Source organism: Dokdonia genika (assembly GCF_042652845.1).
Taxonomy (GTDB): Bacteria; Bacteroidota; Bacteroidia; order Flavobacteriales; family Flavobacteriaceae; genus Dokdonia; species Dokdonia donghaensis.
The window spans coordinates 14507-29044 of the sequence record NZ_JBHSHB010000014.1; the positions used below are offsets into that span (position 1 = coordinate 14507).

General features: G+C 39.0%; 17 protein-coding genes and 1 tRNA gene. 7 read left to right on the top strand and 11 right to left on the bottom strand.

The annotated features are described in order from the left end of the window. Nucleotides 1-23: 23 nt before the first annotated feature. Both ACFO5T_RS08470 and ACFO5T_RS08475 read left to right on the top strand, forming a co-directional pair. Nucleotides 24-782, top strand: coding sequence for a cyclase family protein (locus ACFO5T_RS08470; protein WP_380033578.1), 759 nt, complete (start codon nt 24-26; stop codon nt 780-782). Continuing rightward, nucleotides 782-1096: an antibiotic biosynthesis monooxygenase family protein gene (locus tag ACFO5T_RS08475; protein WP_375253103.1), complete on the top strand. Its 315-nt coding sequence runs from the start codon at nt 782-784 to the stop codon at nt 1094-1096. The genes ACFO5T_RS08470 and ACFO5T_RS08475 overlap by 1 nt, the downstream gene beginning before the upstream one ends. Nucleotides 1097-1103: 7 nt before the next feature. Here ACFO5T_RS08475 and ACFO5T_RS08480 read toward each other — a convergent pair whose 3' ends face one another. The 5 genes from ACFO5T_RS08480 to ACFO5T_RS08500 are packed head-to-tail and all read right to left on the bottom strand — an operon-like array spanning nt 1104 to nt 3482. Continuing rightward, on the bottom strand, nt 1104-1586 hold the full coding sequence (locus tag ACFO5T_RS08480) for a YciI family protein (protein WP_375253104.1): 483 nt from the start codon (nt 1584-1586) through the stop codon (nt 1104-1106). A 1-nt stretch (nt 1587) separates the two neighbouring features. After that, nucleotides 1588-2055, bottom strand: coding sequence for a CYTH domain-containing protein (locus tag ACFO5T_RS08485; RefSeq protein WP_380033581.1), 468 nt, complete (start codon nt 2053-2055; stop codon nt 1588-1590). Between the two features lie 23 nt (nt 2056-2078). Continuing rightward, nucleotides 2079-2456 (bottom strand): VOC family protein, encoded by a 378-nt coding sequence (locus tag ACFO5T_RS08490; RefSeq protein WP_375253106.1) that lies wholly within the window; start codon nt 2454-2456, stop codon nt 2079-2081. A 5-nt stretch (nt 2457-2461) separates the two neighbouring features. Beyond that, entirely contained in the window at nt 2462-2830 is a 369-nt protein-coding gene (locus ACFO5T_RS08495; protein ID WP_380033584.1) for a VOC family protein, read from the bottom strand. After that, entirely contained in the window at nt 2814-3482 is a 669-nt protein-coding gene (locus ACFO5T_RS08500; RefSeq protein WP_375253108.1) for an NAD(P)H-binding protein, read from the bottom strand. The genes ACFO5T_RS08495 and ACFO5T_RS08500 overlap by 17 nt, the downstream gene beginning before the upstream one ends. A gap of 57 nt (nt 3483-3539) precedes the next feature. Between ACFO5T_RS08500 and dinB the strand changes: the two genes are divergently transcribed. Beyond that, nucleotides 3540-4652: a DNA polymerase IV gene (gene dinB, locus ACFO5T_RS08505; protein WP_380033586.1), complete on the top strand. Its 1113-nt coding sequence runs from the start codon at nt 3540-3542 to the stop codon at nt 4650-4652. Here dinB and ACFO5T_RS08510 read toward each other — a convergent pair. The 6 genes from ACFO5T_RS08510 to ACFO5T_RS08535 all read right to left on the bottom strand — a co-directional run bounded on the left by ACFO5T_RS08510 (nt 4649) and on the right by ACFO5T_RS08535 (nt 12442). Next, on the bottom strand, nt 4649-5083 hold the full coding sequence (locus tag ACFO5T_RS08510) for a YybH family protein (protein WP_380033588.1): 435 nt from the start codon (nt 5081-5083) through the stop codon (nt 4649-4651). The two genes, dinB and ACFO5T_RS08510, sit on opposite strands and share 4 nt — an antisense overlap. A 52-nt stretch (nt 5084-5135) precedes the next feature. Next, a complete protein-coding gene (locus ACFO5T_RS08515; RefSeq protein ID WP_380033590.1) occupies nt 5136-6239 on the bottom strand; it encodes a DUF4407 domain-containing protein in 1104 nt (367 codons plus the stop codon). Between the two features lie 212 nt (nt 6240-6451). Continuing rightward, a complete protein-coding gene (locus ACFO5T_RS08520) occupies nt 6452-7723 on the bottom strand; it encodes a mechanosensitive ion channel family protein (protein ID WP_380033592.1) in 1272 nt (423 codons plus the stop codon). Between the two features lie 85 nt (nt 7724-7808). Further along, entirely contained in the window at nt 7809-10421 is a 2613-nt protein-coding gene (locus ACFO5T_RS08525) for a M56 family metallopeptidase (RefSeq protein WP_380033594.1), read from the bottom strand. Continuing rightward, a complete protein-coding gene (locus ACFO5T_RS08530; RefSeq protein ID WP_035326836.1) occupies nt 10418-10789 on the bottom strand; it encodes a BlaI/MecI/CopY family transcriptional regulator in 372 nt (123 codons plus the stop codon). Before ACFO5T_RS08530 ends, ACFO5T_RS08525 begins: the two co-directional genes overlap by 4 nt. A 264-nt stretch (nt 10790-11053) precedes the next feature. Further along, complete coding sequence (locus ACFO5T_RS08535; RefSeq protein WP_375253583.1) at nt 11054-12442, bottom strand: dipeptidase; 1389 nt, start codon at nt 12440-12442, stop codon at nt 11054-11056. Nucleotides 12443-12573: 131 nt separating this feature from the next. On the opposite strand from ACFO5T_RS08535, the gene ACFO5T_RS08540 reads away from it, so the two are divergent. From ACFO5T_RS08540 to ACFO5T_RS08555, 4 genes are all read left to right on the top strand, one after another. Continuing rightward, nucleotides 12574-12655 (top strand) — tRNA-Leu (locus tag ACFO5T_RS08540). Nucleotides 12656-13036: 381 nt separating this feature from the next. After that, nucleotides 13037-13366, top strand: coding sequence for an ArsR/SmtB family transcription factor (locus ACFO5T_RS08545; protein WP_038598747.1), 330 nt, complete (start codon nt 13037-13039; stop codon nt 13364-13366). Nucleotides 13367-13414: 48 nt separating this feature from the next. Then, complete coding sequence (locus ACFO5T_RS08550) at nt 13415-13882, top strand: DUF6428 family protein (RefSeq protein ID WP_380033597.1); 468 nt, start codon at nt 13415-13417, stop codon at nt 13880-13882. Nucleotides 13883-13906: 24 nt separating this feature from the next. Beyond that, nucleotides 13907-14536, top strand: a complete 630-nt coding sequence (locus ACFO5T_RS08555) for a protein-tyrosine-phosphatase (RefSeq protein WP_380033599.1) — start codon at nt 13907-13909, stop codon at nt 14534-14536. Nucleotides 14537-14538 lie beyond the last annotated feature (2 nt).

The window sequence follows — 14538 nt, forward strand, 5'->3', positions numbered from 1 at the left end:
TTAGTTTTCTCTTTAATTACGCTATGCTTGCAACTATAACTCATAATAAAGAAACTTTTAAGGTCAATCTTTCAAAACCTATTGATCTCTCGATTCCCCTTACTTCTAAGAAGAATCCGCTGGCTTGGTATATTGACCCGCCTAAGTTTGAGACAGTCACAGATGGCGAGTGGGTAGGAAGTGTGCGCAAGGGAGGCGATGTAAATTTTACTACCATCACCTTTAACCCACATTCTCACGGCACGCATACAGAGACCGCTGGTCATATTACAGAAAAGGTACACAGCATTAATAAAAATCTCAAAACATTTTTCTTTATCGCAGAGGTGGTGACAGTCATACCAGAGCCGCTTGATAATGAAGATGATGATTTTATACTAAGTGATAAGCAGTTTAAAAACCTACTTAAAGATAAATCACCAGAAGCTTTGGTGATACGCACATTGCCTAACGCACGCGAAAAGAAAACAATGAACTGGTCTAACACAAACTGGCCATTTGTAGATGAGAGTGCGATGGTACGCTTTCGCGAAAGCGGTATAAAACACCTTCTCATAGATTTACCTAGTGTAGATAAAGAGAAGGATGGTGGAGAGCTCAAGGGGCATCACGCGTTTTGGGATGTAAATGGTGAGATACGACTAGATGCAACTATTACAGAGATGATCTATGTACCGCATAAAGTTTCAGACGGGACGTATCTTCTTAATCTCCAGATTGCCTCTTTTGAAAATGATGCCACACCTAGCAAGCCTATCTTATATAAAATCGAAACAGAATAATGCAACCACCTTACTACGCTGTAATCTTTACGTCTACACAAACCAGTAGCACAAGAGGCTATAAACAAGCAGCAGATCTTATGGAGGAGCTGGCCGCAACGATGCCTGGTTTTCTGGGAGTAGAGGGAGCTAGAAATGATAGTGACCACCTAGGGATTACGGTATCATACTGGCGCTCGCTAGAAGACATTGCAAGATGGAAAGCCCAGACAGAGCATCAAGGTGCGCAACGTATGGGAAAGTCAGACTGGTACGATAACTATACGGTGAGAATATGCAAGGTGGAAAGAGAATATAGCTTTGATAAAAAGTAAGTGTTTCCTATCTCAAGCCGTAACCTTTTCCAGCCCAAAATGGTTTTATATCTACTACCAGTCGGCCACTTTGTACTGCAGGATCTAGGCGTACGAGACTATCTGCTGTGGCAAGGTTAGGGACGTTGTAAATTGTAATACCTTGGGTTATACCTAAGCTATCTTCTAGAGGTCCAGATATATCTGCATAGCCTAGCTCGTACATACGACCTAGATGTGCACGATGCCCTTTTTGAATCTCTGCCGCCTCATCTTCACTTTGCGCTCTATTAGGTCCCGTATTGAGAAAAGCTAGAAAATACTTTTGCATAATTACCGTGTCCTGAATATCATCATCGTAATAATCGAATATTTCAAAACCATTGGCTTTAAGATCTGCAATTTGTTGTGCTTTACTAGGTGAAGCTGCGGCATCGCTAGTTTTTGTCTCAATCTTAGATTGACAACTTATTAGTAGTACGAGTACTAAAAAAGTGAATATAATTTTCATTTTACCAATTTTTAAAAGGATTCTCAGATAGCTGCGAGTTGTAGTATTTATTATCTCCAGTCACTTCGCTGCCTATCCATTCTGGTGTTGTAAAATCTTCTTCTTCAGCGTTTAGTTCTATTTCGGCGATGGTTAGTCCTTCGTTTTTTCCATAAAATTCGTCTATTTCCCAGGTGTGATTACCTGCAGTATACTCGTAACGTGTTTTATCTATAACTCCGGGAAGGCATAGAGATAGAAGCGTTTGCGCCTTATCTACTGCGATTTCTTCTTCTACTTCTACGCGTGTGGTACCGCTATCGTTTGATTTTCCTTTAATCGTAAGAAAGCCTTTTTCGCCTTTGATTCGTACTCTTACAGTTCGCTCAGGATCTGTGCTTAGATATCCTTGGGTAATACGAGTTGCCTTTTGAGCAACTTCTTTAAAAACCGCTGAGGTTACTAGGAATTTTCGTTCTATTTCTAACATAATGTTGCTGTTATATCTAGCCTTTAGTTAATGCGCCACGGCGGATTTTTACGATTATCACCAGCGTAGTAAAGAATAATTTGATTCCCATCTGGATCCTTAAGTCTTGCCTCTCGCCACAACCACGACTGGTCTGTGGGCAATAGGTCAAAAGTAACATTCTCCCCTTGTAATCGTGCCACTTCTTGGTCTAAACGCTCTGTTTCAAAATATACCGTTACACCAGCACCTGCAGGTAGCTCATCTACAAGATGTATAGAAAACGTAGCATCTCCCTCCAGGCACTCAAAGCGTGCATAATGTGGCAAGGCTTTTACAATAAGACGCAATCCCAATTGCTCATAAAAAACAATGGAAGTTGCAAGATCTAGTGACGGTACGGTGATTTGGTTGAGGTTCATAGCGTTTATTTTTGCCAGGGAGTTACGGTCGTAGGTGTGTCCTTTTGGTAAAGCACCACATTATTCCCATCGGGATCTCGTAGTGTTAAGTTCTTGCCACCCCAGTCTCTGTATATGGTGGGGCTGAGTACGCTTTCGCGAAAGCGTAATTCAAACACCTCAATACCGTCTGTTTCAAAGTAAACGGTTACGGGTTGTTCTGGAAGCTTGGGATTAAAATAAGCTGTAAAAATGACTTCGTGCTCCTTGTTTTCAAAATGTGCGTGATGCTGAAGCTCGTGCTCAATAAGTTCCATACCAATGCCTGTATAAAACGCAATCGCCGCTTTAAGGTCTAGGGAGGGAACGGTGATGTGGTTAAACGTGGTAGGCACTGCTTAGTTCTTTAATCTCCATATTTGTGATGTCTGTGTGGGTTACTGTTTGTTTTGCAAGTTGTGCCATTGCTCGAGCAATATCTTTTGCTTGTGTAGACTTCCACTTTTTGAGTGGTCCTACCATAAAGAAGTCCATAACGGCCATCATCATTTTAAGAGTTTTCTCGCCTTTGCGAGCGTCATCTGGACGGCCATTTATAAAAGCAGGTTTAAGAATGTAGGTGTTCTCAATTCCTACCTTACTCAAGTCGCGCTCCATCTCACCTTTTGTGCGCACATAGAAAAACGGACTCTTAGCCGAAGTTCCCGCCGAAGAAATAACCATATAACTTGCTATCCCGTGTTGCTTTGCCAGTTGTGCCGTTTCAATCGGGATGCCGTAGTCTATAGCTTTATATTTCTCCCTATCTGGCGTTTGGGCTTTTGTGGTGCCTATGCAGCAAAAAACAACATCACCTGTAAATTGCTCCTTGAAGGTACTCGTGTCTAGTAAATCACAAATAATCTCTTCTACTTTCTCGTGTGTAAAAGAGGTGGGCCGCCTTGTAAAGATTTTCACTTTAGAAAATGCTGGGTCTTTTATGAGTAACTCTGTTAAAAGTCCGCCAGTAAGACCTGTGGCGCCGAGTACGATTGCTGTTTTAGACATACTCAAAGTTACGATTTATAGTATAAAACCTTCTGAGTACTTTGTAACTTGCATACAATGTCTGAGCTGCCTATAAAAAAGATAATTCACGTAGATATGGATGCATTTTATGCATCTGTAGAGCAACTAGACAACCCAGATTTACGAGGTAAAGCTATTGCTGTAGGCGGCGGTGGTGAGCGTGGTGTGGTAAGTGCAGCGAGTTATGAGGCTCGTAAATATGGCGTGCGGTCTGCTATGGCGGGTGCGCTTGCGCGAAAACTGTGTCCCGAGCTCATATTTGTAAAGACTAACTTTGAGCGGTACCGAGAGGTCTCGGCTCAGATACGCTCCGTTTTTCACGAGTTTACAGATCTTGTAGAACCCTTATCACTAGATGAAGCCTACTTAGATGTTACCGAAAACAAAGTAGGAATGCCTAGCGCAACGGTTATTGCCTCGTGGATACGACAACGCATAAAGGAAAAAACAGGACTCAATGCCAGTGCAGGAATAAGCATTAATAAGTTTATTGCAAAAGTTGCCAGTGACATTAATAAACCTAATGGCCAGAAAACCATACCGCCAGAGGAGGTAATCACCTTTCTTGAGGAACTAGACATCAGAAAGTTTTATGGCATAGGAAAAAAGACTGCCGAAAAAATGTATCTACACGGCATTTTTACAGGGATGGATCTCAAATTAAAATCAAAAGAATATCTGAGTGACAACTTTGGAAAGAGTGGAGCTTACTACTATGATATTGTGAGAGGTATACAACATAGCGAAGTAAAGCCTAATCGCATACGCAAGTCACTTGCAGCGGAGCGCACTTTTAGAGAAAACATCACTTCGGAGATTTTTATGCTTGAAAAGCTAGAACACATAGCCGAAGAAGTGGAGCGAAGATTAGAAAAAAGTAAAGTAGCAGGTAAGACTATTACTCTTAAAATAAAGTACTCAGACTTTACACTACAGACCCGGTCAAAAACGCTGGACTTATACGTGAGGTCTAAAGACATCATACTAGAAACCGCAAAGGACTTACTGTATCAAGAAAAAATGAAAAATAGCGTGCGTCTCTTAGGCATCTCACTGTCTAACCTCAATACCGAAGACCGTAAAAAGAAGGATGCAGCAAAAGCTGTAAAAGAAGAAGAGATCGATGTACAGATGCGCTTTACCTTCTAGCAAGACATATCTGCTACAATTTTCCAGGTGCCATTTATACGCTTAAAGATGATGATAAAAACACCGTCTGCATTTCCTACTTTACGTTTAAGATGATATTCTCCCATCACGTAATAAGCGTTTTCTTCTATGAGTGTCATATCATTTATCACAAATTGCAGCTCACCTGTGTGATCTAGCGTAGGGTATCCTTTTTTATAATTTGCTAGTGTGTTTTCCCACCCATAGGTAAGGCCTTTACTTCCATAAAACTTTAAGGAATCACTCTTCCAGTAGCCTTGCATAAAAGCTTCAAGATCTCCTTGTGACCAGGCTTCTTGTTGTACTTTTAAGACAGCGGTAATGGCTGCCTTATCTTGAGCAACTGTAGGTTGTTGCTTGCAATTTATTAATAAGAAACTAGCAAGCAAGAGCGTGATAACCATTTTCATAATAAGCCTATTTCCTATAAAGATACATTATAGAACGTAGGACTAAATGTGACTATCCTAAAATTTTAGTCTGCCGCCTGTAAAAGGCATCTTGCTGTCGTTTTAAAATCTCTTTTGCCATCTTTTTCTTGTAGTTGTATAGCTCTTCATCTTGAGCAATATCTGTATACACGTGATCATTTACAATGTGATCTGTCTCGGTAAGGATCTTGCGTTGTAAGGCTTTTTGTGCGCTCCATTCTTTTATGGTGAGCTCGTGGTCTGCAAGTTTTATATCATACTCACCCATAGGCGAGATGAGCTTAGAAAATATAGGTGCCGTCTCTATGGCAAGAAAGAGTAAGAAAATAAACAGCGAGGGTAACCACGGGAGTTCTTTCATCGCATCTATGCGCGCCATTAATCCGTCAAAGTTATTTATAATGGGCTGACTCGTACTTACAGCAGTATTAAATTCATCACGCAGCTGTATTTTTTGCGCTTCGGCTTGAGCTATTTTTTCTGCATTTGTGGTTTTGAGAGCAGTGAGTTCTGCAAGAGCCGCATCGTGTTTGTCTCGCTTTTCTTGATAGACTGGGCCTTTGCCTAGTAGCTCTGTGCCAGCAGTACCTTCTGCCTCATCTATGTAGATTTCATATAAGTTATTTACTTCTGTCTCTTTGGTAGCAATTTCTTGTTTTGCGGCAGCTATTTGGGCATCCAGTTTATTGATTTCTGGGGTGTATTGTGCGAGTATTTCGCCTTGATTTTGCACGGTAAACTCATTTTTTTGACTAAGCATTACGCGGTCTATCTCTTTCTCAAAAATTTTAAGCTCTAAAGGTTTTGAAATCACCACAGCAATAATTACCGCAAGAATAAGGCGGGGAATTGCCATCCCAAATTCTTTCCACCAGTTGTTTCGCTTTTTAAGTGTAGAGACAATAAAACGGTCTAAATTAAAAATAACCAGTCCCCATAATAAGCCAAAAAGTATGGCTCTATACACATTGTCAAAAACGGTAAAAAGTGCATAGGTTGCTGCGATGGTGGCTAATACGGCTGTAAAAAATACGGTAGCCCCTATGCCAGCATATTTATTCTTTTCTCCGCGAGAGCAGGTGTCTAAAACGTCACGATCTGCACCTGAGCAGAGAATAAAAAAGGATTGAATCATAATACGGTTCGTTTAGTTAGTTTTTGAGTGGGTGGTTTTTATGCACCCGGATGATTGATGAGGGTGTGGAGTACTACAACGACGGTTTCCTGTTTTTTCGTATGTATTACATAATAAGGTGCAGGCGTAGGTGAGTCTCTTGCTTTAAGAGACTCATAAAATATGAGATTGTTGCAGTTGTGTGTGTTACGCTTTCGCGAAAGCGTAAAAAACTATTGAGAAACGTCTATAAAGTTATCACGATTAGGGCTACTTGGGTACTCAAAGAGTTCAAGATCAAAGTAAGGTACAGCAGCCAAAAAATGGTCAAAAAGATCTGCTATTATGTACTCGTAGTTTTCCCACTTTTTGTCTTTACTAAAACAATATACCTCTAGTGGGATACCTTGTGGAGTAGGAGCCAGCTGGCGACACATAAGAAGCATCTCTTTGTGTATGGCGCTGTGGTTTTGAATATAGGTCTCCATATATTTTCTAAAAAGACCTACGTTAGTCAGGTTGCTACCATTGATTTGGATAGACTTATCAGAATCATCTCGCTCGTTAATGCGGGCCAGTTTTTCCTCCATATTTGTGAGGTAATCTGTGATGAGTCCTATTCTCTTAAAGCGCTGTATATCCTGGTCAGTAAGAAACTTTATGCTGTCTTGTTTTATATACAAGGAACGTTTTATACGACGACCAGGACTGTCTGTCATACCACGCCAGTTCTTAAAAGAGTCTGAGATAAGCGCGTAGGTAGGTATGGTTGTGATGGTCATATCAAAGTTTTGAACCTTTACCGTTGCGAGGTTAATCTCTACCACATCACCATCTGCTCCATACTTTTCAAAAGTAATCCAGTCGCCTATGCGCACCATATCATTAATAGCAACCTGAATGCTTGCTACAAACCCGAGAATGGTATCTTTAAAAATAAGTAGTATAATGGCCGAAGCGGCACCAAAAGTTCCCAAGGCCTGTCCTAGTGAAACAGGTGTTATAAGACTTATGGCGTAAAAGATGGTAAACACCCACGCAAAAATCATAAAGACCTGTATGTAGCTATCTATAGGTTTATCTCGTAAGCCTGGTATGGTTTTAAAGTAATCTCTAAGAGTGTGTAAAAGGGCTCTTATGATACGTAGCGCAAGAATGATTCCTATAAGATTAAGAATCACGCTAAAAACGTGTTGCAGTTCAAGAAAATCATCTAGTATAAATGGAAGCGCTCCTATAAGTAAGTACAACGGTAGTATGTGTGCTAGTCTTCTAGGCACACGGTTTTTAATGAGGAGATCATCAAAATTTGTTTTTGTACTTTTTGAAATATATGCAGCCAGCTTTCGCAGTACTTTACGCACGAGCATATCTGCCAGAAAAACCAACACTAGCACAATAACACCTAGTACAAAGGCATTGAGATACTTAGAGAAGGTTTCTGATAGTCCCCAATCAATAAAATGATCAAAGAAAAAACAGCTTATTTCCTTTTTATAATCCATTGCCGCAAAGCTACATATATCTGTATTAATGGCTTTGCTATTGGCTTTGTTTTAAGAAATAAGCTGTGTGAAGTGTAGCTTATAATTATTCTTTGATTTTCACAAATTTGAAAGATGGTTTCTCTTTTTCAGAACCTCTTGAAATGAGCACAGTTTTGTAATTAGCACCAAACTGGGTGATTTCATCTTCAGATAATAATTTATCATTTAAGTAATAATTTGCATTACTAGTTAGAAAGTTTTTGATGAAAACCATTTTGTTATGAAAAGAAGATGTGTGTATGGTAATATTAGGTTCTTTAGATTTCAGAATGGCATTTTCTTTTGAGATTTCTTTTCCTTCAAATTCAAAAGTACCGCCATTTAGGGCGTGCTGTTCAACGTTTTTTGATAAAGAACCATCTTCATCATAACTTGCTTTAACTTCAAAATGATTGCCTTTTTGGTTTATTGGATAAGGCTGATTTTTATCCTTCTGTTCATCATTCATATCATTATAAATAATTTGAATTGTTTTTAAATCAGCAGCAGGAATTTGTTCAACAGTTTTGTTTTTATATTTTGATGTGAGGCGATTGTAAATTTCTAATTGGCGTCCATCAACTCCTGCATTTTCAGGAAGCTTATCTATAATAACTCCATTCTTGTTATTATTCATCACAGCTAGTGCTTTTTGACCAGTATCATTTACAGTGATTGTTAAAGTATCACCTTTTTTAATTGCTGGTTTTTGCGGCACATTATTATCCTTGCTTCCTATAAAAGTTTTGGGCGGGTTGCTGTAAGGATACGGTGTTTTAATTTCTGTTACACCACCTTTTGCAAGGCGTACAGCTTCTTCATAGGTTACTTCTTTGCCATTATAGATAAAAAGGCTACCCAGTTTGTGCATTTTGAGTAAATGTTCCTCTGGAGATGGCGGCGGTGGCGGTGGCGGAAGCTCTCCTCTAGGTGCTGGTGGAGCAGGAGGTGGTGGAGGAATAAGGCGTAAACTGTTATTTGCCTTATACAATTGCGTTTGTCTAAAGACAGCTTCGGCTTTATTTATAAATTCTTTTGAGTTGCCCTTAAAAATCATAGATCTCACCGGCTGTGCAAACTCCTCTTTTGTCCACTGTGCGGTGATGTTATCTACGCTTTCGCGAAAGCTGTCAAGCGGACTATATTGTCCATTTATATAGATACTATCATTTCGTACCTCTATAACTAGTGCGTTTTTACCATTACGTGCTGCACCTTCTATAAACTGTGTGGCGTAGGTTGAGGTTTGAGGTGCCTTGGTAGTTACGTGTTTTTGACTTTGCCAGTATGGACTAGTCCATACATCTACTCTGTATCTACCATTTGTGCGATCACCAATAGCGTAGTAAGGGAGATCATCTGGGTGATAATCTAAAATAGTTTTATTTGAAATTTCCTCGTTGTCTAAAAATATGGCAAACAACGATGTGTTTTGCCACTTAACAAGGTCTTCATAGTTTGGTTTTTTTGATTTTACAAAATTTGCTCTTACAAGTGCATTTGCCTCAGGATCAAAAATTGCATTTTGGTCATCAACTAAATTTGAGGTGCAAAAAGTAACCCTACTAAAGTTCCATAGCTCTGCTACGAGTAGTTGCTTTTCTCTTCCTAACTTGCTAGATACTCCTGGTCTACCTTGTATAGATAAGTAGTCGTAAACCGTTTCCTTAATAAGGTTCTCAATGCCTTGTATAGAGATAGGTTTTAGTTTGTAATAGAAATTACCTTCGGTGTCTAGTTCTAGCTCTAGAGTGTTTGTTGCACTATTCTCGTATGACATAATACCAGATATAGCATTTGGTCCCGATTGAGCAACAATAGCTTGATTAAAAAAGAGAACACACAGACCTATGATAGGAATGAGTAGTAATGCGCGCAGCACTACTTTTTTACGACTAAATGATTGTGATAACATAACGATTCGTTTTTTGGTTAATGAATAATTAAAAGGACTCTCGAGCGCAGTGTGATGAGTACTGCTTGCATAACTTAAGAGTATGTTTTGATATATAGCAATATTACTTTTATCTTGAATAGCACCTTGATCTGCTAGAAATTCGTGGTTTAATTTTATAGAACCTTTATAGAGCCACACCAGCGGATTAAACCAGAAAATGACCTGTATAAACTCTATGGCAATAATATCTAGGGAGTGCTTTTGGCGCACGTGAGTTGCCTCGTGAGCAAGTACTTCGGGTGCTATTTCCTGTTGTGTGTATGATTGTCTGTTTACAAAAATCCACTTGAGAAAAGAGTGTGGCACCATCACTTGCTCTAATAGGGCAAGCGTAAAGTGTGATGATGGGTGAAGCTCTGCCTGATGTATCTTTCGCTTTAAGCGCACAAGATTTACAATAAAACGAGTGCCAAAAATGAATACCCCTAGAAGGTATATTCCCCAGATAACGGTGTTTGTGTAATCTACTTCAGTAACCTGAGGCACTTGGTTTGGCGCAGAAACTGTCTCTACATACTCTTGAAATATGGGAGTAATCTGTGGTACTTGCGCTGCTTGGTATGTAAAGGTGATAAGCGGTATGGTAAATGAAAACACAAGACTTGCCAAGAGATAAAACCTTTTAAAGTGGTGCATCGCTTTTCCTTCTAGCGCTAGCTTATAAAAGCCAAATAGGATGCCTAAACATAAAGCGCTTTTTAAGAGATAGATGAGTATCATTTCTTTTTGGCTTTAAGTTGGTTATCTATGATTTGTTTTAACTCCTCTAGTTCTTGCTGTGAGAGATCTGTCTCACGGGTAAAGAATGAAGCAAACTGCCCAGCGCTATCATTAAAGAAATTTTTAATCAGCCCATTTACGTGTTTTGAGAAGTAGTCTGTCTTTTTTACAAGCGGGAAGTATTCCCTAGAACGGCCGTACTGTTTATAATCTACAAACTTCTTGTCTTGCATACGCTTAAGTAGCGTTGCGATTGTCGTGGTCGCTGGCTTTGGATCTGGATATGCTTCTATGAGATCTTTCATAAAAGCCTTTTCCTGTTTCCAGAGCAATTGCATAAGCTGTTCTTCAGAAGTGGATAGTGCCATAATGTTCTACAGTGTTAGAATGTACTCTACAAATGTAGAATAATATTTTAATTCTACAAGTGTAGAGTTAAAATATTTTAAGATAAGTGTCTGTAAGTGTGTCTTTTTACGCTTTCGCGAAAGCGTAATTACCCTAATTTATATCAGTAGGGGATAGGCTTCTGTCTATTGTCTGGCTTCGTTTTTTGAAAAATATTGATATAAAAAAAGCGCCTTAGTAATTACTAGATTACCAAAGCGCTTTTTATTAAATAAGATGTAGTACTACTTACTCATCTCTGTAAAATACTGGTAGAAATAAGGAATGGTTTCTATTCCCTTCAGGTAATTCCATACGCCAAAATGCTCGTTTGGTGAGTGTATGGCATCACTGTCAAGACCAAAGCCCATAAGGATTGTTTTACTTTTAAGCTCTTTCTCAAAAAGCGCCACAATAGGAATACTACCTCCACTACGTTGCGGAATAGGTGTTTTTCCAAAGGTTTGCTCATACGCCTTTTCGGCCGCTTGATAAGCCACATTATCTATAGGAGTAACATAACCTTGACCTCCGTGATGTGGTGTAACCTTAACTTTTACGCCTGCTGGAGCAATACCCTCAAAATGCGTTTTAAATAGTTCTGTGATTTCTTCCCACTCTTGATGTGGAACTAGTCGCATTGATATTTTTGCATATGCCTTGCTTGCAATCACTGTTTTGGCTCCTTCTCCAGTATATCCTCCCCAGATACCGTTTACGTCTAGGGTAGGGCGTATAGAGTTGCGCTCGTTTGTAGTGTAGCCTTTTTCTCCATACACAGCGTCTATATCTAGCGCTTTTTTATACTCATCTAGTGAGAAGGGTGCTTCACCCATTTTATCGCGCTCTGCCTGTGTGAGTTCTTCTACCTTGTCATAAAAGCCTTTTACAGTGATGTGATTATTCTCATCGTGTAGTGAAGAAATCATTTTTGATAACACATTAATAGGGTTTGCTACGGCACCACCATAAAGACCAGAGTGAAGGTCACGGTTAGGTCCTGTAACTTCTACTTCTACATAACTCAAGCCACGTAGGCCTGTTGTAATAGAAGGAATATCATTTGCAATCATCCCCGTGTCTGAAATAAGGATGACGTCATTTTCTAACTTTTCTTGGTTACGCTCTACATACCAAGCAAGGTTTGCGCTTCCTACTTCTTCTTCACCCTCTATCATAAATTTTACGTTGCAAGGAAGCTTATCATTTGCAACCATATACTCAAGCGCTTTTACGTGCATATACATTTGCCCCTTGTCATCACAAGCGCCACGTGCAAAGATGGCACCCTCTGGATGCTTCTCTGTTTTTTTAATTACAGGCTCAAACGGTGGTGAGTCCCATAGATCAATAGGATCTGGTGGTTGTACGTCATAGTGACCATACACAAGTACTGTAGGTAAGTTTTTATCTATAATCTTATCTGCATACACAATTGGGTAGCCTGGTGTCTCACAAATTTCTACCGTATCGCAACCAGCTTTACGTAAGCTTTCGGCAACGGTTGCGGCAGTTTGATGTGTGGCTTCTGCATAGGCAGAGTCTGCACTAACACTCGGTATTTTAAGGAGTTCTATAAGCTCGTTAAGAAATCTGTCTTTGTGTTGTGCTATATATTCTTTTGGATCTTGCATTGTAATCTCATATTTGAAGTAAAAATACGAATAACGAATTGCAATTTTTATTAAAAAAATATTTTGCAATTGAAAAAATGTATTATATTTGCACCCCGTTACGAAGTAAACGAGTAACGATTTATTGAAATGCAGGCGTGGTGGAATTGGTAGACACGCTAGACTTAGGATCTAGTGCCTTACGGTGTGAGAGTTCGAGTCTCTCCGCCTGTACAACGAGAAAAGCTGACTTTAATTAGTCAGCTTTTTTTATGCGATAAATTCTCGTGAGTCATTAAAGGCTTTTTTAAGGCTCTTTTTGATGCTTCAGGAAGTCTTTGTGCGTAAGACTTTATAATGCTGATATTAGCTTCTTAAAAGCCTCCTAACCTTCATTAAAAGGCAAAAAAATAAAGAGCATCCCCCGATACTCTTTATTATACACTCATTTTTGTAGTAAGCAAACTAATTCAAATATTGTGAGTGTTGTAAAATCTTATTATGCTTTTTTAATTGAAGCTACCATTAAAATTTATACCAAAAGGAATTTTAACTTAGTATAATGAGTATGAATTAATTATTAATCGTAATATTGCAATCAAATAATATAACAAGATGGGATTAACAAAAACCGAAATGTTTACAGACGAGCAAAATCAAATTTCACTTTTTTCAAAAGTATTTGGTCACCCTGCTCGTGTAGCGATATTGCAACATTTATTTAAAATAAATAGTTGTGTATGTGGCGACCTTGTAAATGAAATAGGTCTTGCACAACCTACCATCTCACAACACCTTAAGGAGCTTAAAAATTTAGGTTTAATAAAAGGTAATGTAGAGGGTACGAGTGTTTGCTACTGTATCAATTCAGAAAATTGGACACGTATGAAAGAAGTAATGCAGCAATTTTTAGATCAAGATATTCTCGCAACAGATTGTTGCTAAAAAAAATTATTCTCATTAATCGTATAATCGCAATAAACAAATAGAATTATGAAACTGTCAGAAGTAAAAAATGTACTTAATGGGTTGGAGACAATTTCTTTCCAACTACCAAGTGGAGAATTAGTGCCAAGTCATTTTCACGTCACTGAGGTAGGTAAGGTGTCAAAGCACTTTATAGACTGCGGTGGTACCGTGAGAAAAGAGGAAGTAGTAACCTTCCAACTATGGAATGCAGATGATTATGACCATAGACTCCATCCAGAAAAGCTAGTAAATATTATAGAGCTTTCGGAAAAAATTTTAGGAATAGAAGATCTAGAGATAGAAGTAGAGTATCAAGCGAGCACTATAGGTAAATATGGTCTTGAATTTAATGGGTCAAGTTTTTTACTTACTTCAAAACAAACAGATTGTCTAGCAAAAGATCAATGCGGTATACCTGGCGTAGAACCTGCTGTAGAGGTAGTTGCAGAGACAAGCTCTTCTTGTTGTGGGCCTAATAGTACGTGTTGTTAATCACATTTTTAAAAAGAAACCTATATGACCACAACAGTATCAACGCTATATCCAAAGATCAATGATTTTATAGAGGGGTTAGATATACATAGTATTACAAAAGAGCGCAAGGAGACCCTTAAGCCGTTAGTAGCGTTTGTTAAAGAGAAGCACAGGCAGCAGGAGATTATAAGACTCAATTTTATATGCACACATAACTCTAGAAGAAGTCATCTCGCTCAAGTGTGGGCACAGGTTATGGCTTACTATTTTGAGATAGGGAAGGTATGTAGTTATTCTGGCGGAACGGAGCGCACAGCTCTTTTTCCTGTAGTTGCCACAACATTAGAAAACACAGGTTTTTTAGTAAAGACTATTTCTAGTGGTGATAACCCTGTTTACATAATAAAGTTTGCAGAAAATGAGCATCCTGTTATAGGGTTTTCGAAAAAGCTGGATGATACTTTTAATCCTAGTGCAGGCTTTGCAGCAATAATGACTTGCTCGCAAGCAGATGGTGGATGTCCCTTTGTAGCCGGTGCAGAAAAGCGTGTGCCTATTACATTTGAAGATCCTAAAGTGTATGACAGCACCCCACAGCAAAAGGAAAAATACTTAGAGCGTAGTACACAAATTGCAACAGAGATGCTTTATGTGTTTTCTCAAGTGAAATAATA

Excerpts from the sequence above, each read along its gene's own strand:
- ACFO5T_RS08510 (WP_380033588.1), bottom strand. The coding sequence starts at position 5,083 with ATGAAAATGGTTATCACGCTCTTGCTTGCTAGTTTCTTATTAATAAAT.
- ACFO5T_RS08545 (WP_038598747.1), top strand. The coding sequence starts at position 13,037 with ATGGGATTAACAAAAACCGAAATGTTTACAGACGAGCAAAATCAAATT.
- ACFO5T_RS08485 (WP_380033581.1), bottom strand. The coding sequence starts at position 2,055 with ATGTTAGAAATAGAACGAAAATTCCTAGTAACCTCAGCGGTTTTTAAA.
- ACFO5T_RS08520 (WP_380033592.1), bottom strand. The coding sequence starts at position 7,723 with ATGGATTATAAAAAGGAAATAAGCTGTTTTTTCTTTGATCATTTTATT.
- ACFO5T_RS08470 (WP_380033578.1), top strand. The coding sequence starts at position 24 with ATGCTTGCAACTATAACTCATAATAAAGAAACTTTTAAGGTCAATCTT.
- ACFO5T_RS08530 (WP_035326836.1), bottom strand. The coding sequence starts at position 10,789 with ATGGCACTATCCACTTCTGAAGAACAGCTTATGCAATTGCTCTGGAAA.
- ACFO5T_RS08490 (WP_375253106.1), bottom strand. The coding sequence starts at position 2,456 with ATGAACCTCAACCAAATCACCGTACCGTCACTAGATCTTGCAACTTCC.
- ACFO5T_RS08475 (WP_375253103.1), top strand. The coding sequence starts at position 782 with ATGCAACCACCTTACTACGCTGTAATCTTTACGTCTACACAAACCAGT.
- ACFO5T_RS08550 (WP_380033597.1), top strand. The coding sequence starts at position 13,415 with ATGAAACTGTCAGAAGTAAAAAATGTACTTAATGGGTTGGAGACAATT.
- ACFO5T_RS08555 (WP_380033599.1), top strand. The coding sequence starts at position 13,907 with ATGACCACAACAGTATCAACGCTATATCCAAAGATCAATGATTTTATA.
- ACFO5T_RS08535 (WP_375253583.1), bottom strand. The coding sequence starts at position 12,442 with ATGCAAGATCCAAAAGAATATATAGCACAACACAAAGACAGATTTCTT.
- ACFO5T_RS08500 (WP_375253108.1), bottom strand. The coding sequence starts at position 3,482 with ATGTCTAAAACAGCAATCGTACTCGGCGCCACAGGTCTTACTGGCGGA.
- dinB (WP_380033586.1), top strand. The coding sequence starts at position 3,540 with ATGTCTGAGCTGCCTATAAAAAAGATAATTCACGTAGATATGGATGCA.
- ACFO5T_RS08515 (WP_380033590.1), bottom strand. The coding sequence starts at position 6,239 with ATGATTCAATCCTTTTTTATTCTCTGCTCAGGTGCAGATCGTGACGTT.
- ACFO5T_RS08525 (WP_380033594.1), bottom strand. The coding sequence starts at position 10,421 with ATGATACTCATCTATCTCTTAAAAAGCGCTTTATGTTTAGGCATCCTA.
- ACFO5T_RS08480 (WP_375253104.1), bottom strand. The coding sequence starts at position 1,586 with ATGAAAATTATATTCACTTTTTTAGTACTCGTACTACTAATAAGTTGT.